Genomic DNA, 16777 nt, shown 5'->3' with positions numbered 1-16777 from the left:
ACTGTCGTCTCCATAGAGCCGCTAAGAGGGACGTTGAGGGGTTGAAACGGTTCCGTAAGGGTGCAGTTGGAGACCCCAACGCTTCCTTAACGGTACAATTATGGGGCGCTTTAGTAAGAGCCGAGATTATCTCTTGAGCAGCAGCAACTAAATGGTTCCCCGAAGTGTCTTCTAGTGACGGTGTCAGTTAGTGTCCGATGGCCATTTCTATTACTGATGGTTGCGTTTCAAATGTTGCATTACCTATCGAGCGCTGAACTGTGAAACTTGGAAACACTAGACTAATCTATGTTCAGCCTAATCTGACTGGTCCAGTTTGATTGTTAGTGCGCCATTGGCCTCTTATCTATCGGGATGATGGTTTCGGGCGTTGGCGCACCTTGGTCGAAGTTGCTTTGACTCCGTAACGGCATGGTTGGAGCGACAATAAGCGCTGGGCGTTGGCCTACACTAGCTTCAAACGCCCATCCTGAGGCAGGGCTTCCTTAACGGTGCAGTGAGATGTCTCCTACCTTGGATCAGTCCAAGGAAGCCGATCCCTTGAGTCTCCCTCCAAGCTCCTTGTTTAGAACCTCGAAGGTGTTCCTTGTGATCCCTTGTAGATCGGCTCTTTTTGCGTAAACGCTAATGCCGATGTCGTCTTTGTTAGAGTGACCCACAACGAGATTTCTTGCTTCTCGTGAAACTCCTGCGTTAACAAGAACAGAAACTACAGTCCTCCTAAAAGAGTGCATATCCCAGTTGGAATTGTCGCCATCTAGGTTCTTTCGCGCTTTTTCTAGCGCTTTCCCCAAATAATGGCTGGGGTGCCTATCGTAGCCACCCAAAGCAATACGAGGAAACAACCTACCGATATTCTCTGGACAACTTGGCTCTACTATTTTTGCCCTTTTGATAGCTTCCCGTAGAAGTCGACAATCCTCTGCGCCAACGATCATTACATCCCTTATTCCGGCTTCTGTCTTGCTCTGAGGGATGTTGATTTTGATATGATTTCCTCTGTCGTCAATGTCCTTTAAGTACCTCGAACAGATTTCATTGAGTCTGCATCCAGTAACCCAAAGCAGTCTTACTGTGACGTACATTTCGAATTGGTATTTGAGGCAATTGTTGTCAGCTATGTATTGCAGCAGCTTTTGAGCTTCTTCTCTGGTTACTGGCCTTAGTTTCTTGACTCGTGGGTCTACCTTCTTCTTTTGGCCAGCCATACGTCTCAGGAGAGAGCTAAACGGGTTCCGCATTTCGGGATCAACCAAACCCCAGTGATCTAAAACACGCCAATAAGAAGCTAAGCAGGATTGGCATGATTGAAGAGAGCGGCCCGAGAGTAGTTGCCCAGTTCGCTCTGAGGGTTTGGCTTTGAGGTGCTCAATGAAACCCAGTGCTATAGAGCGGTTAATGTCCGCGACCTGTATGTTTCCGGAGTACGCCTCAAAGGTCCTAAGGTGTTGGCGGTATCTAACCTTTGTGCTGCTATTTATCCCGTCCGATTCAGCTAACCACCTGTCACCGGTTTCTCTCACAGTATACCCCTGCTTCGTATTATTGGGGCGAAATGATTGAGACGGTGTTTGTCCTTTGGTGATAGCTTCAAGGATTTCCTCAAGGGCTTTAGGTCGACGTTTCAAGGCTTCGGCTAGGTTCTGAGTTCCTAACCCTCGGACGATCTCTTTTTTGCCAACAATGTCTTGGTATTCAGCCGGTACAGCTACCCTAAGAGCGTATCCTTTGCCTCTGAGGAACAATCCTCTAGGTAATCCAACACGGTTTTTAGGTTTCGATTCCCGTACGTTCATCCTCAAATAGTCTCCAAGTTCTCGTTACAAGGACCTGATTAAACCATTGAAAGTATTGGGAATGGTGGGTGATGAGAGACTCGAACTCCCGACATCTTCGGTGTAAACGAAGCGCTCTACCAACTGAGCTAATCACCCGTGACGGTGCATTTAGCTAAGCCTGCGCCCGGGTGCAAGAGGGTCTGGCAGAATTTCTTTCCCAGAATCTGATTTGTTAGCCACTGACAATCCAATCGGGCGGGAAATTCGCCGTGCCTCGTGTTGCGGGGTCGTTTCTATTGTGAGGGGCCTGTCGTTTTGCGTTCTACGTCGTGGGTGATTGCAAAGGCGCTTGCGTGTCACCTGCCGCCTCAGATATCCCCAAAGGAACTGCAACTTTCCAGGTGGGAGAAAACCGATCCTGTCCCACGCGCGCCGAGTTCTGATTGCGGCCCTAGTTCTGGGCGTTTTGACGCTGGCCCCGCTTCGCGTGGGGGCCGAGGGGATTTTGGTTTTTGCTGCGGCCAGCCTCAAAACCGCGCTTGATGAAGTGGCATCTGAATTTGAGCAGGAAACTGGGCAGGCCATAACTGTATCCTACGCGGCATCGTCCGTTCTTGCGCGCCAGATTCAGTTGGGTGCCCCGGTAGATCTGTTTATTTCCGCCAACGTGGATTGGATGAATGTGCTGCAAGATCAGGGCCTGATTGACCCTACTACTCGTGTAGATTTGCTGGGCAATGGCCTGGTTCTGGTCGCTGGGAGCGAAGGGGCTGACATTGGCGAAATGCGGCCCGGGGTCGCTTTGGCCTCCGGACTGGACGGTGGATATCTGGCTATGGCGCTGGTTGATGCCGTGCCGGCTGGGATCTACGGAAAGGCGGCGTTGGAAAGCTTAGGGTTGTGGCAGGGTGTTCAGGCTCAGGTCGCGCAATCGGACAATGTGCGCGCAGCCCTTGCACTGGTTGCCACGGGTGCGGCCCCGATGGGGATCGTCTACCGATCCGATGCGCAGGTCGAGGGACGGGTTCGTGTTATCGCCGAGTTTTCGCCCGACCTGCATCCGCCCATCATCTACCCGGCGGCTCTGACGGCTGCCGGTGCTGAATCCGCGCGGGTGTTTCTGAACCACCTGCAATCTCAGGCGGTGCGGGCTGTGTTTGAAAAGCAGGGTTTCACCCTGCCGAACGGATAGCGGTATGGGGTGGTTGGGACCTGCAGAGCTTGAGGCGCTGAAGTTGTCGCTAAGTGTGTCGTTTTGGGCAACACTGGTGACATTGCCGTTGGGCATATTCGTTGCCTACGCGCTGGCACGTTGGCGGTTTCCGGGTCGGCAGGTCTTGAATGGGCTGGTGCATTTGCCGTTGATCCTGCCGCCGGTGGTGACCGGCTACCTGCTTCTTTTGACTTTTGGAATTCAGGGGCCGCTGGGCAAGTTGCTGGCAGAGATCGGAATTGTCGTGGCGTTTCGTTGGACTGGCGCCGCCCTTGCCGCGGGTATAATGGCATTTCCGCTGATGGTGCGGGCCATACGCCTGTCGATCGAAGCTGTGGATCCCAAACTGGAACAGGCCGGAGCCACACTGGGTGCATCACGCCTGTTTGTGTTTGCTACGGTGACCCTTCCGATGATCCTGCCCGGCGTTATAGCCGGGGCAATACTGGCTTTTGCCAAAGCGATGGGAGAGTTCGGGGCAACGATTACCTTTGTGTCGAATATCCCGGGTCAGACGCAAACCCTGCCGTCAGCGGTCTATGCCTTCCTGCAAGTTCCGGGCGGCGAAGCCGCGGCCACCCGTTTAGTGGTCATCTCGATCGTGGTTGCTATGAGCGCGCTGTTGTTGTCCGAGTTCATTGGGCGACGCGTTGCAGCGCGAGTGGCCGGATCATGAGCCTGTCCGTTCGTTTGCAGCACGATTTGCCTGACCTCAAGCTGGATCTGAGTTTTGATGCCCCACCCGGTGTGACGGTTCTGTTTGGGCGGTCCGGATCTGGAAAGACAACCATCGTAAATGCCGTCGCCGGTTTGGTGAAACCCATGGCCGGTCGGGTTGCTGTAGACGGGTGGGAGCTGTTTGACACCGCGCAAGGCCTCTGGTTGCCACCGCACAAAAGACGGCTGGGTTACATCTTTCAGGAAGGTCGTCTTTTTCCACATCTCACTGTGCGCCAGAACCTGTTCTACGGAAAATGGTTCGCGCCCAAGGGTGCGCGCCGCGAAAGCCCGGACAAAGTGATCGAAATGCTGGGGATCGGGCACCTGTTGAACCGGCGGCCTTCAGGGTTGTCCGGCGGGGAAAAGCAGCGCGTTGCCATTGGCCGCGCTCTTCTGGCCAGTCCACGGTTGATCCTTGCGGATGAGCCTCTGGCCGCATTGGACGACGCGCGAAAGGCTGAGATATTGCCGTATTTTGAACGGCTGCGGGATGAGGTTTCGGTGCCGATTTTGTATGTCACACACTCGGCCGCGGAAGTTGCGCGTTTGGCGACATCGGTTGTCGCGTTGCAAGAGGGCAAGGTCGTACGGCATGGCCCGGCCTCCGATGTACTGGCCGATCCGTCGGTCGCACCGGCGGGTGTGCGGGCTGTCGGTGCAGTGTTGCAGGTTCGGGTCGTCAAACATCATTCGGACGGGCTGACCGAGTTGGACGCAGGCGGGTCGTCTTTGTTTCTGCCCCGGATACCCCTGCAAATTGCGGAAGAACTGCGAATCCGCATTCCCGCGCAAGAGGTTATTCTGTCCAGCAAATGCCCCGAGGGTCTTTCGGCCTTAAATGTTCTGGAAGGTACGGTCGACACGATCCGCGCAGGCGAAGGGCCGGGTGCAATTGTGTCCGTAAGAACACCCGCGGGTTCTGTTTTGGCCCGGGTTACTCGCCGTTCCGTCGAAGCGTTGGGATTGGAACCGGGCAAACCCTGTTTTGCGGTCATCAAAACGGTCGCACTGGCACCGCAAGACGTGGGTGGGCACTTGCGCGGGGTCTAAGCCAGCGCGCGGGCTTCGAATTCTCGCAGGATCAGGCGGGCTGCTCGGCCGAATCCTAGCCCATTCGGCATGGCTGTGTCCTGGAAAATGGCGGCGAGCTCCTGCAATGCGTCCGAGGACAGAGTGTACAGGGATTCTTCGCCGAGATAGAGGCTTTCAGCCAGTGCGCCCTCGGCTGTCAGTATTTCGTGGCTATCCAGCAGGATGTGAAAATACTCGACCGGGTCATCCGAGGTGTCAATCGCGATACCTGGCCAGGAACAAAGGTGCTTGGCCGCAACCAGCGCGTCGGGCGCGCCGAACAAAAGCTCGACCTTTGGTCCGCTGACCAGAATGCGGTGTTGCTGTGATACCAGCAGATCGCGTTCGGGCCGTCCTGCGCCAAGGCTGCCAGCTTTGATCCGAACCGGGCGCATGGCCGGATTGTCTCGCAATCGGTCCGGCGATAAGGCGCTGCTTTCCACCCACCGGATCGGTTGCAGCCCGCGATCTACGGTCATCACATTGTCGCCAACGCTCAGGGTTTCTATCTTTTGATTGCCTTTTTCAGCCAGGATCAAGGTGCCTGCAGTAAAGCACACGCCTTCAAGGGTGATGGTGATCTCTTGGGTCAGGTCATATGGTTGGAATAAAAAGTCCAATCCGGTGACCTGTACCGTGAAGGTATCAGTGACCGTAGTCCCGAACGGGATATCGTCAAAATCGCTTTGATTGACCGTGTAGGTCCATTCGCCGGTATTTGGGTTAATGGAGGCCACGCCCAGTGATGGCTGATCAGAGATCGACCAGGATTGCGTCCGAGGAAAGCCGGTTAAGCCAAGATCGCCACTGGCCTGATTAGGGGGATCTCCGGTTACAAAGCCAGTTGTTGTCCCTACGATCGATACCATTTCAAGACCCCTCCATTTTCAGGACCTCACGAAATTCTTTCTTCCGGTAAAGCTTCATGTGTACGTCCCCCGCGTCGTCGCGGGTCCACTCCACGATGCGATTTCGGGTCAGGTCGCTGTCCATCCGATTGGTTCGAACCCGAGGGTGGGGGATTTCTTTTTTCAGTATTTCGACGATCTGGTTGGTTTGTCCAAACGGGGCCACAAGGTCGACGATCCAGAAGGACGTGCCGCTGGCAAAGTCCGTATCTTTCAGCGGTTTTTCCTGAATGGCGTACCGACGCTCGGCTTCGGGGCTGAGGCCGGCGAAGGTCACAAACCCGCGTGGGAAACCGTTCTGCCGGAAAATGTGGTACTGGTTCAGCCGAAAAGGCGTTTCAAAGGCATAGAGCACCTGCCCGAGGGTGCGTGGCCTGTGTGTATTGGTCAGCGATGCAAGATAGAACATGGCGCCGAAATCTGCGTATTTTTCGGACGGGATATCAAACCAGTCATTTGGAAACGCTTTGCTCAAAACAAACCCCAGCCAATATATGCCTTGATCCTAATTGCTTATAATCAAAAATGATACTGATTTGCCTGTATGTGCTGTGTCGGGGTCCTGTCGGCCGAATTCCCGAAAATGGTGCCGCTTTACTCGGACCACGTGTCCGGTATGATCTTGAAAAAGTGTTTCGAAACAGGAATTGCCATTATGCGAGTTTTGAAAATAGCGGCCCTGGCAACATTTGCGGTGTCGCCTTTATTTGCACAGGGAATTGGGATCGGAATCGGCGCTTACCCGGGTTTTAAAACCACAGTCACTCCTATGAACAACGGTGTTTACGAGGTCGCCGTCAGTGGGTCTTCGGCCCCGGTCGCGTATTGGTGCGGGATAGGCGACTTTGCTATTCGCAGCCTGAGAACAAAAGCAACCCAGCGTATCTATATAGTTCGGGCCTACGAAAAAGGCGTGCGCACGGTGCAGTTTTCACTCACCCCACCCGATGGTGTCGATACCACGCCGGGATATTCGATTACCGTAAAACGTGTGGGTGAGAACATGTCGGCGGGGTCCGCGCAGGGCTATTGCTTTGACAACTTCCTGGATTTTGGGTTCCGCTAATCTATCAGGCCCATTTTGCCATTGGAGGAAGGCTCATCAACACCGCATCCGGGTCATGGCCGGTTTCCAGCCCGAATTTTGTGCCCCGGTCGTAGACGAGGTTGTATTCGGCATAAAGGCCCCGATGCACCAGTTGCGTGTCTTTGGCCGCTTCGTCAAAACCCTGGATGCGGCGCTTTTCCACCAATGGCAGGAAAGCCGGCAGGAACGCGCGACCGATATCCTGGGTCAGCGCGAAATCTGCGGCCCAGTCTCCGGTACAATAATCATCCATGAATATCCCGCCTACGCCTCGCGCGCGCTTGCGGTGGGGGAGATAGAAATACTCATCAGCCCAGTCTTTCAGGCGGGGGTAATGGCTGGGACCATGCGGATCCAGATGCGCCTTTTGGGTGGCATGAAAATGCGCTGTGTCCTCATCGTATTCGATGCAGGGATTCAGGTCCGAACCGCCGCCGAACCACCATGCGTGCGGCGTCCAGAACATGCGGGTGTTCATATGAACGGCCGGTACATGCGGGTTTTGCATATGCGCGACCAGAGAGATTCCCGACGCCCAGAAACGCGGATCTTCGGTCATCCCCGGTATCCCCTTACGCGCCGCCATGGCCTGTTGCGCTCGCGCACCCAAAGTGCCGTATACGGTCGAGACATTGACGCCGACCTTTTCAAAGACCCGCCCGCCACGCATCACGGACATTAACCCGCCGCCCGCATCGCTGCCGTCTTCGGAATGGCGTTTGGTTTCCTTGACCTCAAACCGGCCAGGTGCTGCGTCTTCAAAAGGGCCAGAGCTGTGGGTGTCTTCAAGTGCCTCAAACGCGGCGACAATTTCATCGCGCAATTGGCGGAACCACGCGGCGGCGGTTGATTTTTCGGTATCGAACATACGGATTAATGAGCCGGGGCTGCGACGGGGTCCAGCAAGGTGCGGCCGCCATCAATTGTCAGAATTTGTCCGGTGATGAAGCCGGCCGCGTCCGAGGCCAGGAACTGTGCCGTTTCGGTCAGTTCGTTCGGGGCTGCGATTCGGGCCAAGGGCGTATGTCTCTCGATATCGTTGCGAAAATCCCGATTTTCCTTGAGCGTGGACTGCAGCGAGGCGCTCATGACCGATCCCAGCGCGATGGAATTGACGCGGATCCGTTTCGGGGCCAGTGCAACGGCCAGCGAACGTGTCATCTGATCCAACGCGGCGGTGGATACGGAATAGGCCATCAGATCGGGGTGGGTGCGCCGCGCGGCGATTGAAGACAGGTTGATGATCGACCCGGCGGGGCCTTTGTCAGTGTCACCTGCTTGTTTTATCATGCGTTTGGCGACCGCTTGGCTTAGACGCAGCGAGGGCATCAGGTTCTGATTGAGCAGCATGCGCACGGAATCGTCGTCCGCGTCCAGCGGATCGGACGGGATCACCTGCCGCGCGCCATTGATCAGGATGTCTACCTGATCAAACGCATCAAGCGTGGCAGACAGCAGGTTTGCGATGGTCAGCTTTTCCCGCAGGTCGCCAGCGAAAAACCGGATGTTGCTGTCATCGGCCTGTTCGCCAAGCTCATCGGACAGCCGTTTTTCGTCCATGTCGGCGAACATGACATTGGCCCCGGCATCCGCAAAGTGGCGCCCGATGGCCAGTCCGACACCATTGGCGCTGCCTGTGACAATGGCGGTCTTGCCGGCTATGGAAAAGGACATGCGTTGTCTCCTGATTTGCGGCAGAGGTTAACCGGGATCACCGTCGAGGGCGAGAGGCGTGAAACACCTTGAACCGATTGTCGCCGGACACCTCTTGAACCTGTACGAAATTCTCGGCCAGCGTGACCTCGTAGGGCAGGTGGCGATTTGCGACCATCCACAGATTGCCGCTCCGGGTCAGGTTTCGAGCTGCGGATTTGATAAAGCCCTGACCCAGGTCAGGGTCGGCGGCGCGCGATGTGTGGAACGGAGGGTTCATGATCACCGTGTCCAACGGTTCCGGCGCGTTCCAAGTGACGGCGTCGGCCCAGTGGAACTGCGCGCAGGTCTTGGCCAAATTGAAGCGTGCGCAGGTAAGGGCGATCTGGTCAGCCTCGACCAGATGTAACGCGCGCGGATTGGCGGCCTTTAGCACACCGGCTGCGAGATACCCCCAGCCAGCGCCCAAATCAGCGATCCTTGCACCCAGCTTTTCGGGTAATGCGCCCAGCAGCAGGGCCGAGGCAGGGTCAATCCCATCAGCCGAGAACACACCGGGCGCGGTCTGAAAGCCATCGACTGTCTGATTGTTCGGGGCGGCCCAGTCGGCAAAAGCCTCGGGTGCGGATTGGAACCAGAAGATCTTGCCATGCGCCTTGGCGATGGGCCCTTCGACGTCAACGCGTTTGCGGATGTCTTTCAGCAGGCTATCGACGCCGTCGGTTTTGGCACCGTCTATGACAATCAGTCCGCTGGCCCGCTGACAGGCCTGATGCACCATGCTGCGCGCCAACGCCTTGGCGCGGGGCATGATCACGATGGCATCCTGACAAGGGTCGTGGGCTTCCGGGACGGCGGCAAAGCCCTGTCCGGCAAAGTGGTCGTGAAACGGTTTGAATGGCTGCACAACCTGCGTTTCACGCGGCAGGGCCGACAGATCGCTGTCGGATGTCGGTCCAAGCACGCTGAGTGGTTGCGACAGCTCAAGGCCGCTTTGCAGGGCAAGATCAAGACGAGGGGACATCGGCAAATATGAGAGAGAAGGCTAAGGTGGCCTTACTCTTCCCGTTCCATTGTGCATTGCAGGGGGTGCTGGTGCCTGCGGGCAAAGTCCATGACCTGGCCCACTTTGGTTTCGGCGATCTCATGGCTGAACACGCCAACCACGGCGACGCCTTTCTTGTGGACGATCAACATGATTTCAAACGCCTCGGCATGGGTCATGCCAAAGAAACGCTCCAGCACATGCACCACGAATTCCATCGGCGTGTAGTCGTCGTTCAGCAGCAGTACTTTGTACAACGGCGGGCGCTTGGTCTTAGGGCGCGTCTGCACCAACAGCGACGGATCATCGTCGTTGTCCGGTTGGTCAGACATCATCCATTTGTGTTCAGTCATTGCGCCTTTGTCCGATTCAGGCTTCGGTTTGTCTGATCGGTTATATAACGTGCATGGGGCCAGAGAAAAGAGCCAGCAGGACGTAATCGAAATGGAAAAAGCGCTGACCACAATTGGGTTCGACGCCGACGACACACTTTGGCACAACGAGCGGTTTTTCAAACTGACGCAGACGCATTTCACGGAATTGCTGGCCGATCACGCTGATCGCGATCACCTGTTGGATCGGCTGCTTGCTGCGGAAAAACGTAATATCCGGCACTACGGCTACGGAATCAAAGGCTTCACCCTGTCGATGATCGAAACCGCAATCGAAGTGACCGACGACCGTGTTCCAGCCTCGGTTATCCGCCAGTTGGTCGAAGCGGGGCAGGACATGCTAGCCCACCCGATCGAGCTTTTGCCCCACGCGCGAGAGGCCATCGAAGCGGTGACTGATACGCATAAGGTGATTCTGATCACCAAGGGCGACCTGATCGATCAAGAGAGAAAGCTGGCGCAATCCGGTCTGGGAGAGTTGTTCGACGAGGTCGAAATCGTGTCCGAAAAGTCAGCACAAACCTACCGCGGTATCTTTGCGCGGCATGGTGACGGACCCGAATCTGCAATGATGGTAGGCAATTCGATGCGGTCCGATGTCGTCGCCCCAATTCAGGCCGGATGTTGGGGCGTCTATGTGCCCCATCGGTTGGTCTGGGAGATTGAGAAGGCCGAAACCCCTGCGGGCAATCCGCGCTATCGCGAGATGCGGGATTTGGGCGAACTTGCTGATCTGGTTCAGCGCCTAAGTTGATGTTGCCAATTGGTCTCAGTTTTCAAAAAACGAGGTGGGAATTACGTTAAGGGGTTCAATTTGCGTGGATGTGGTAGGTTGCGGGCTGCGCGCGTCTACATGTAGTGCCGGTTCGGACGCTTAACAAAACAGCGAATTTGCACGCTTTCGGTTTATTTCATTGGGTCTCTGTGTTAGCCTTGTAGGCAATAAAAATAATTAACGCTGACCGGGAAAACCCGGCGGCCTGAGGTAGACAGAGGCAAAGATCGTGCAGGTTCGGCGGACAGTTCCGGCCCGGATGGGCTTATTTCTTATAGCATTCTTGTGGCTGCTCTCCTTCGCGCCGTTGCAGGGATTTGCGGCACCATATGCGGCGATGGTCATCGACGCCCGGACAGGCGAGGTTCTGCATTCGCGCAATGCTGACACCCGACTGCATCCGGCCTCTCTGACCAAGATGATGACACTCTACATTGCGTTCGAGGCGGTGCGGAATGGTGAGATCACCTTGGACACGCCCGTTCGGATTACAAAAAAGGCCTCTTCTGAACCCCCCTCGAAACTGGGCCTTCGCACCGGGCAAACCATTGCGTTCCGATATCTGATCAGGGCGGCTGCCGTGAAGTCCGCCAATGATGCGGCCACGGCGATTGGCATCGCGATCAGTGGATCCGAAGCAGCATTCGCCCGTCGCATGACGCGCACGGCCAAGGCCATGGGTATGAGCCGCACAACGTTCAAGAACGCACATGGCCTGACGGAATCAGGTCACTTGTCGACCGCGCGGGATATGACCACGTTGGGTCGCCACCTGCTTTATGATTACCCGCAGTATTACAACCTGTTTTCGCGCCAATCCACGCATGCCGGGATCAAGACGGTTCCAAACACTAACCGTCGTCTGTTGGCAGCTTACAAAGGTGCGGATGGAATCAAGACCGGATACACGCGGGCCGCTGGTTTTAACCTGGTTGCATCGGCCAAACGCAAGGACGAACGCATCATCGCGACTGTCTTTGGCGGTAAATCCGGCGCGTCGCGGAATGCAAAAGTCGCTGAGTTGCTGGATATGGGATTCCGCCGCGCCCCCTCGCGTGCCCCGATCCGCAAGCCGGCGCGCCCCACCTATGCCGGAAACGCAGGATTGGGTGCGACAGTCGCGGCCCTGACTATCGCGCCAAAATCCAGTCTGCGCCCCGTTCTGCGCCCTGGACCGGGTGCCGCAGTTCAGGTTGCTGGCACTGTGGCTGAGACGGCTGCCAAAAACGGTACGCGCATAAAAGACGGGATCGCTGCGGCGATTGCAGCTGCCGACATTCAGCCCTCTGGTGACGGTGGCGCACCCCGTCCCGCTGCGCGCCCGGCTGACCTGGTTCTGGCCTCGACCGATCCAGCAGCGCAGCCCGAACCCGAGCAAGAGATCGTTACCCGACTGTCCACATCGGGCGGACGGCTATGGGGCGTGAACGTTGGCCGCTATACCACCCGATATGAGGCGGAAAAGATTTTGCTGAAAACGGCCCTGTCGGAAATGACCACTCTGGAAGGCACGCTGCGCAAGGTGAACCAAAGCTCGCGCGGCTTCGACGCGACATTCCAAGGCATGACCCGCGAACAGGCCGATCTGGCCTGCCGCCGGTTGCAGGCCCGGAATGTGACTTGTTTCATGATCGGGCCGTCATAAGGCTCGACATACTCTCCTGAATGGATCTGGGCTGCGAGGAAACTCGCAGCCTTTTTTTGTCAGTCGAACACGTGGCCGTGTTCGTATTGTTCATCCTGACCCGCCGCAGCGGTCAGGGCGGCAACGTTATCCTTGGTAAAGAACCCGTCATAGTGGTGGCAACGTTCGATATACTCGGTGATCAACAGCGTGTACTTCGAATGCTTCGAGAAGATCTGTTTGAGGTTCGGATCATCCTTACACTCGCCCACCACATGGGCCAGGAACGGCACACCTTCAGCCTTGAGTGTGTTGACCACAAAATCGACGTTCTTTTCACCCGCGCCGTGGTCGCCGTCCTGGATCTCGATTGCCATGTGGTGCAGGCGACGGCCAAAGTTCCGAACGAAATCCTCGGTTGGCATCGGCAGCTGTTCGAAGGAATTGACGAAGGAGGGCGTGTTGTTCGCGGTGAAGACCTTGGCGGGGGATTTCTTGTCATCGTCCACATTCGCGTTTCGGTTCACATTGGTAGACGAGTTCATCTCAAAGATGTTGTACGCGCCCCAAAAGTAATAGGGCACCATGGTCAGAAACTCGAGGATCGCGTCCTCACGCTCGCCGGCCAGAATGCGTGTTGCAAGGTGGTCGACCCCCAGCATCAAAGGCGCGATTTTGCTGTCTGCCCCGAACGCCGCCGCCTGATCCAGCCGCGCCTGTTCGTCATTGCTCAGCAATATCCGATCACCCAAACCGAGGCTGTCGGTGTCGTTGAAATCCAGGGATGAGTAACCAACCCTGTTACAGGTGAAATCGGACGGCGACGTAAATCTGAACCCGTCCGAAGTGTAGAACGGGTTTTCGGTGTCTCCCTTGTACTCAAACCTGATGTTCTGATCTTCAAGCGTTTTGGTCAGGGTCTTGAGGTCCGTGGCGCCATAAATCTCTCCGACATAGCGGGTCTGGGGGGTGTTGCGGGCCAGCGGGTACATCCGGTTAATGCGTGGGATAAAGTCCTCGAAGGTCGCGCTCAGCGGAGCCATGACGATCATCGCGGGATAATCGGAGTGCGAATGCAACACCGCAAATTTGTGCGTCTGGCCCAGATAGCCGGCTGTATGCCGGTAAGGTGTCATGACATAGAGTTCGATCAGCGTGTCGAACACAGCGTCCGGTTCAACCTGAATGACGATCGCCTGCATCGCCCCGACCTGATCCGCCACGCCCGAGCTTTGGCGGCGTTCGTAGATCATCGGCAGATATTGGTGGAAGAACTCAGAGTTCTTTTTGTCGCCGCGTGGTTCGTAATTCATCAGATCAAAAGACATTGGCCAACCTCCTTGCCTATACCGGTTTGGCATGGCGTTGCTTGGAATTGTGGTATTCAGAACATGCACTTGTCGGGCATGCTAGGGTCTGTATTCCATACAGGCAACAGTCAGGGGATAGATCGTCAGGATTACGCCCTTCTTTCTATCGCATGAATTTTGTCACATCGACCCCGCCGTCGATCAGGGATGTGCGAACCGAGCGGGCGATTTGTACCGCGGTTGGGCCATCTCCATGCAGGCAGATCGTGTCGATGGATGTCTCCAGCCGCTGGCCGCTTTCGGTGATGATGGCACCTTCGCGCACCATGTTCAGGATGCGCGGTCCGGCAATTTCGGGGTCATGAATAACCGCGCCGGGCAGGCTGCGGTCGACAAGAGTTCCGTCGTTGTTATATGCCCGGTCCGCAAAGATCTCGCCGACCCACTTGCACCCTAGTTCGCGCACGGCTTCTTCTTGTTTGGTAACGGCCAAAACCATGATGATGATGTCCGGATCGACATCCAGCGCGCCCTGATAACAGGCTCGGGCCATGTCGATATCGACCGAGCACATGTTGGCCAGCGCCCCGTGCAGTTTCAGGTGCCGCACTTCGGTGCCAACGGCCTTGGCCATTCCGATTGCCGCCCCCAGTTGATACCGAACCAGATTGCGCAGGCTGGCATGGGGCACTTTCATGTTGCGGCGGCCAAAGCCCTGCAGGTCGGGAAAGCCGGGATGCGCGCCTATCCCGACGCCGTTTTCGGCGGCCAAGGTCATCGTCTTGGCCATGACGTCCGGGTCGCCGGCATGAAAGCCGCAAGCGATATTGGCGGATGTGATGATTTTCAGAAGACTTTCATCATCGCCCATATTCCATGGGCCATAGCTTTCGCCCATATCGGCATTCAGATCGACGCTTGGCATGGGTGATACTCCTTAGTCGGTGGCAGAGATCATTCCGCCGATCAATTGGTAGGACAAGAGGTCCGGGATGTCATGCGGATCGCGGACCAGCGGTTCGACTCGCATAGGTAGCCGGGCTAGTTCGGCTTCGTGGGCGGTTTGCAGGGCTGTGGCCTCGTCCAGTGACACGAATTCGAACTTGAGCTGCCCGCCCGCCGGGGTTTGTGCCGCGCGCGGAAGGTCACAGGGCAGAACCGTCGCGATACGGGGATAACCTCCGGTGGTTTGACATTCAGGCAACAGGATAAAGGGGCTGCCTGTACCGGTCATCTGTATGTCACCGGGGGTAATGACCTCGGACAGAATGTTCAGCTGACCCTGGGCCGCGAAACCTTCGCCCTCGCTATCCAACTGCATCCCCATTCGGTTGGCCCGACTGCCACGCCGAAACTCGGATTGCACAAAGCGGTCCAACGTTTCCTGATCAAACAGGGGGGTCTGAAAGCTGGCGATCACGCGTAGAACGCCACCTGAGAAGCGATCATCCGGGTTGAGTTTCAAGCCCGTCACACCTGATCCGTCGGCGACAGGCAATGTATCTCCGGTCTGAATGGTGCTTCCGATCTTGGCGGTCAAATGCGCCGAGCGTGATCCCAGAAAGGCTTCGGACGCGATCCCACCGCTGACATGCAAGTAGCCATAGGTCCCGCGCGTCGCAGCACCAATCACCAGCCGCTGCCCGGCTTCCATCTGGTGCGACGCATTCCAGACCACAGGTGCGCCATCAATGCTGGCCTGCATCGGAGCACCTGTCAGAGCGATGCCGAGAGATTGCGTTGCCTCGAACTCGCCCCCCATTCCAGCCATTTCCAAAGCGGCCAGTCCCGGGTTTTGACGCAGCAACGCTGCGCCCTCGTGCAGGGCCAGTTGGTCGGCGGCGCCGGATCGGGACAGCCCCTGATCCAAATACCCGACACGGCCCTGGTCTTGTATGGTGCAGGCCGGGCCAATGCGATGAACAATCAGACTCATCCCGCGATCTCCTCGCAGGTGGCCCCGCCTGAGCCGTCCGAGTTGTTGGCGCGGATGGTTTCCAGTTCGTCGCGCGAAACGGACAGGAACTGCATTTCATCCCCTGGGTTCAACGTAAAGCTCTGCGGTGCGTCAGGGCGAAAGCAGCGAAATGCGGTTTGGCCCACGTGCCGCCAACCGGTCGGAGTAGGGCCCGAGAACAGTACGAATTGGGAAATTGCCATTACCAAGGCCCCCTCTGGGACCATAGGAGTCAATTCCTTCAGACGTGGAATATCGAACTCAGGACCAAGCGGACCAAGATACGGCTGCCCCGGTGCAAAGCCGATGGTTAATACGCGTACCTTTGTGGCGCTCAGCCGCTGAACGGCTTCCACGGAATCCAACCCCGCCGCCGCCGCTGCATCGTCCAGTTGCGGAGCAAGCTTGCCCCCATAAACTGTGGGGACCCGCCACAACCTGCGACCGGCAGGCAGTGGTGCCTCAAACCAATTTTGCTGGGCAAGTAGGTGTTGCACTTTATCCTGGATTTCAGTGCGAGGCAGTTTGTCGGGATCGAACCTCAGATAGGCCGATGCAAGGGATGCCGAGGTTTCGACAACACCGTCCCAGGATGCCGCGTCGATTGCGCCCCTAAAGGCCAGCGCCGCTCGGTTCGAGGGTTCGGCCATGGCATCGGCAAAGGAGACAAGAAGGCCGTCATAGCCTACGGTATTTATGCGTGGAAACATGTCGGCTGTATCGGTGGTCATTTCACGGCTAACCCGGGCATCTTACAGAGGCGACCACACAGCATCCCGGGCCAATGCGCAAGCCCGGCGTAGGTAGACACGCGCGGATTCCATACCTGAATTGAGTACTAGCACCGTTTTTTAGGCCGGTTCCGACTCATTGAATCGTTTCCGACTCGATTGAGTCTTGTGGTGTGATGGGGCGCCCTGTCTATATATAGGGGTACGATTACTGGAGGCGCAGGCAGGTGTAGGTCCGACTTGTATTTCAACTGATGAGATCGCCGTTCGAAGGGGTGTATGATACAACTTAAGTTATTGATAAAAAACAATTAAGCAGAAAAATGGAAAAAATTCGCCCAGGAGGTCATTTTCTGCTTGCGGACTTATGCGGTTATACTTAGAACCCCCTTCACCGGCGCTGCTGAGGCGGCGCTGACGGGTCGGAGAGACGGCCGGACGCATCGGAGAGACGGTGGAGACGCTCAGGAGAGACTGGGGGCATCTTAGGGAATGATTTAGGCGGGCGCGCTG

The 16777-nt window shown here is 56.6% G+C and carries 17 protein-coding genes and 1 tRNA gene; 6 read left to right on the top strand and 12 right to left on the bottom strand.

The window, feature by feature from the left end; all coding sequences use genetic code 11:
• Nucleotides 1-518: 518 nt before the first annotated feature.
• Both DK510_RS14110 and DK510_RS14105 read right to left on the bottom strand, forming a co-directional pair.
• Complete coding sequence (locus DK510_RS14110; protein WP_109312643.1) at nt 519-1796, bottom strand: tyrosine-type recombinase/integrase; 1278 nt, start codon at nt 1794-1796, stop codon at nt 519-521.
• A gap of 62 nt (nt 1797-1858) precedes the next feature.
• Nucleotides 1859-1934 (bottom strand) — tRNA-Val (locus DK510_RS14105).
• Nucleotides 1935-2196: 262 nt separating this feature from the next.
• On the opposite strand from DK510_RS14105, the gene modA reads away from it, so the two are divergent.
• From modA to modC, 3 genes are read left to right on the top strand one after another with little or no spacing between them, the layout of a single operon-like run.
• Nucleotides 2197-2970 (top strand): molybdate ABC transporter substrate-binding protein, encoded by a 774-nt coding sequence (gene modA, locus DK510_RS14100; RefSeq protein ID WP_109312780.1) that lies wholly within the window; start codon nt 2197-2199, stop codon nt 2968-2970.
• Nucleotides 2971-2974: 4 nt separating this feature from the next.
• Entirely contained in the window at nt 2975-3667 is a 693-nt protein-coding gene (gene modB, locus DK510_RS14095) for a molybdate ABC transporter permease subunit (RefSeq protein ID WP_109312642.1), read from the top strand.
• Nucleotides 3664-4761: a molybdenum ABC transporter ATP-binding protein gene (modC, locus tag DK510_RS14090; protein ID WP_109312641.1), complete on the top strand. Its 1098-nt coding sequence runs from the start codon at nt 3664-3666 to the stop codon at nt 4759-4761. Before modB ends, modC begins: the two co-directional genes overlap by 4 nt.
• Here the strand turns inward: modC and DK510_RS14085 are convergent.
• A complete protein-coding gene (locus DK510_RS14085; RefSeq protein ID WP_109312640.1) occupies nt 4758-5651 on the bottom strand; it encodes a Hint domain-containing protein in 894 nt (297 codons plus the stop codon). The two genes, modC and DK510_RS14085, sit on opposite strands and share 4 nt — an antisense overlap.
• Nucleotide 5652: 1 nt before the next feature.
• Nucleotides 5653-6165 carry a toxin-activating lysine-acyltransferase gene (locus DK510_RS14080; RefSeq protein WP_058278492.1) on the bottom strand — a complete coding sequence of 171 codons (513 nt, stop codon included), beginning with the start codon at nt 6163-6165 and terminating at the stop codon, nt 5653-5655.
• A gap of 180 nt (nt 6166-6345) precedes the next feature.
• Between DK510_RS14080 and DK510_RS14075 the strand changes: the two genes are divergently transcribed.
• A complete protein-coding gene (locus tag DK510_RS14075) occupies nt 6346-6756 on the top strand; it encodes a hypothetical protein (protein ID WP_058272063.1) in 411 nt (136 codons plus the stop codon).
• 4 nt (nt 6757-6760) lie between these two features.
• Here DK510_RS14075 and hemF read toward each other — a convergent pair whose 3' ends face one another.
• From hemF to clpS, 4 genes are read right to left on the bottom strand one after another with little or no spacing between them, the layout of a single operon-like run.
• Entirely contained in the window at nt 6761-7645 is an 885-nt protein-coding gene (hemF, locus tag DK510_RS14070) for an oxygen-dependent coproporphyrinogen oxidase (RefSeq protein ID WP_109312639.1), read from the bottom strand.
• Nucleotides 7646-7650: 5 nt separating this feature from the next.
• Entirely contained in the window at nt 7651-8451 is an 801-nt protein-coding gene (locus DK510_RS14065; RefSeq protein ID WP_109312638.1) for an SDR family NAD(P)-dependent oxidoreductase, read from the bottom strand.
• A gap of 37 nt (nt 8452-8488) precedes the next feature.
• The gene (locus tag DK510_RS14060; protein WP_109312779.1) at nt 8489-9454 is read right to left on the bottom strand and encodes a class I SAM-dependent methyltransferase; all 966 of its coding nucleotides are present in this window, start codon (nt 9452-9454) and stop codon (nt 8489-8491) included.
• Nucleotides 9455-9486: 32 nt separating this feature from the next.
• Nucleotides 9487-9828 carry an ATP-dependent Clp protease adapter ClpS gene (gene clpS, locus DK510_RS14055; RefSeq protein WP_058271961.1) on the bottom strand — a complete coding sequence of 114 codons (342 nt, stop codon included), beginning with the start codon at nt 9826-9828 and terminating at the stop codon, nt 9487-9489.
• A gap of 91 nt (nt 9829-9919) precedes the next feature.
• Between clpS and DK510_RS14050 the strand changes: the two genes are divergently transcribed.
• Together DK510_RS14050 and DK510_RS14045 are read left to right on the top strand one after the other, a co-directional pair.
• Nucleotides 9920-10621, top strand: coding sequence for an HAD family hydrolase (locus tag DK510_RS14050; protein ID WP_109312637.1), 702 nt, complete (start codon nt 9920-9922; stop codon nt 10619-10621).
• 280 nt (nt 10622-10901) lie between these two features.
• Nucleotides 10902-12287 carry a D-alanyl-D-alanine carboxypeptidase family protein gene (locus tag DK510_RS14045; protein ID WP_109312636.1) on the top strand — a complete coding sequence of 462 codons (1386 nt, stop codon included), beginning with the start codon at nt 10902-10904 and terminating at the stop codon, nt 12285-12287.
• Between the two features lie 59 nt (nt 12288-12346).
• On the opposite strand, the gene DK510_RS14040 is transcribed toward DK510_RS14045, so the two are convergent.
• The 4 genes from DK510_RS14040 to DK510_RS14025 form a co-directional block, all read right to left on the bottom strand.
• Nucleotides 12347-13594, bottom strand: a complete 1248-nt coding sequence (locus tag DK510_RS14040) for a hypothetical protein (protein WP_109312635.1) — start codon at nt 13592-13594, stop codon at nt 12347-12349.
• 145 nt (nt 13595-13739) lie between these two features.
• The gene (locus DK510_RS14035) at nt 13740-14501 is read right to left on the bottom strand and encodes a LamB/YcsF family protein (RefSeq protein ID WP_109312634.1); all 762 of its coding nucleotides are present in this window, start codon (nt 14499-14501) and stop codon (nt 13740-13742) included.
• Between the two features lie 12 nt (nt 14502-14513).
• A complete protein-coding gene (locus DK510_RS14030) occupies nt 14514-15512 on the bottom strand; it encodes a biotin-dependent carboxyltransferase family protein (RefSeq protein WP_109312633.1) in 999 nt (332 codons plus the stop codon).
• Nucleotides 15509-16264 (bottom strand): allophanate hydrolase subunit 1, encoded by a 756-nt coding sequence (locus DK510_RS14025; protein ID WP_109312632.1) that lies wholly within the window; start codon nt 16262-16264, stop codon nt 15509-15511. Before DK510_RS14025 ends, DK510_RS14030 begins: the two co-directional genes overlap by 4 nt.
• Between the last annotated feature and the right edge of the window lie 513 nt (nt 16265-16777).

The organism is Ruegeria sp. AU67 (genome assembly GCF_900312795.1).
Classification (GTDB): domain Bacteria; phylum Pseudomonadota; class Alphaproteobacteria; order Rhodobacterales; family Rhodobacteraceae; genus Ruegeria; species Ruegeria atlantica.
The sequence above is the reverse complement of the archived record's forward strand: the minus strand, read 5'-3'. Positions and strand labels throughout refer to the sequence as shown.

Bases quoted from the DNA above. Each gene is read 5' to 3' on its own strand.
- DK510_RS14110 (WP_109312643.1), bottom strand. From the start codon at position 1,796: ATGAACGTACGGGAATCGAAACCTAAAAACCGTGTTGGATTACCTAGA.
- modB (WP_109312642.1), top strand. From the start codon at position 2,975: ATGGGGTGGTTGGGACCTGCAGAGCTTGAGGCGCTGAAGTTGTCGCTA.
- modC (WP_109312641.1), top strand. From the start codon at position 3,664: ATGAGCCTGTCCGTTCGTTTGCAGCACGATTTGCCTGACCTCAAGCTG.
- DK510_RS14085 (WP_109312640.1), bottom strand. From the start codon at position 5,651: ATGGTATCGATCGTAGGGACAACAACTGGCTTTGTAACCGGAGATCCC.
- DK510_RS14075 (WP_058272063.1), top strand. From the start codon at position 6,346: ATGCGAGTTTTGAAAATAGCGGCCCTGGCAACATTTGCGGTGTCGCCT.
- hemF (WP_109312639.1), bottom strand. From the start codon at position 7,645: ATGTTCGATACCGAAAAATCAACCGCCGCCGCGTGGTTCCGCCAATTG.
- DK510_RS14065 (WP_109312638.1), bottom strand. From the start codon at position 8,451: ATGTCCTTTTCCATAGCCGGCAAGACCGCCATTGTCACAGGCAGCGCC.
- DK510_RS14060 (WP_109312779.1), bottom strand. From the start codon at position 9,454: ATGTCCCCTCGTCTTGATCTTGCCCTGCAAAGCGGCCTTGAGCTGTCG.
- clpS (WP_058271961.1), bottom strand. From the start codon at position 9,828: ATGACTGAACACAAATGGATGATGTCTGACCAACCGGACAACGACGAT.
- DK510_RS14050 (WP_109312637.1), top strand. From the start codon at position 9,920: ATGGAAAAAGCGCTGACCACAATTGGGTTCGACGCCGACGACACACTT.
- DK510_RS14045 (WP_109312636.1), top strand. From the start codon at position 10,902: ATGGGCTTATTTCTTATAGCATTCTTGTGGCTGCTCTCCTTCGCGCCG.
- DK510_RS14040 (WP_109312635.1), bottom strand. From the start codon at position 13,594: ATGTCTTTTGATCTGATGAATTACGAACCACGCGGCGACAAAAAGAAC.
- DK510_RS14035 (WP_109312634.1), bottom strand. From the start codon at position 14,501: ATGCCAAGCGTCGATCTGAATGCCGATATGGGCGAAAGCTATGGCCCA.
- DK510_RS14030 (WP_109312633.1), bottom strand. From the start codon at position 15,512: ATGAGTCTGATTGTTCATCGCATTGGCCCGGCCTGCACCATACAAGAC.
- DK510_RS14025 (WP_109312632.1), bottom strand. From the start codon at position 16,264: ATGACCACCGATACAGCCGACATGTTTCCACGCATAAATACCGTAGGC.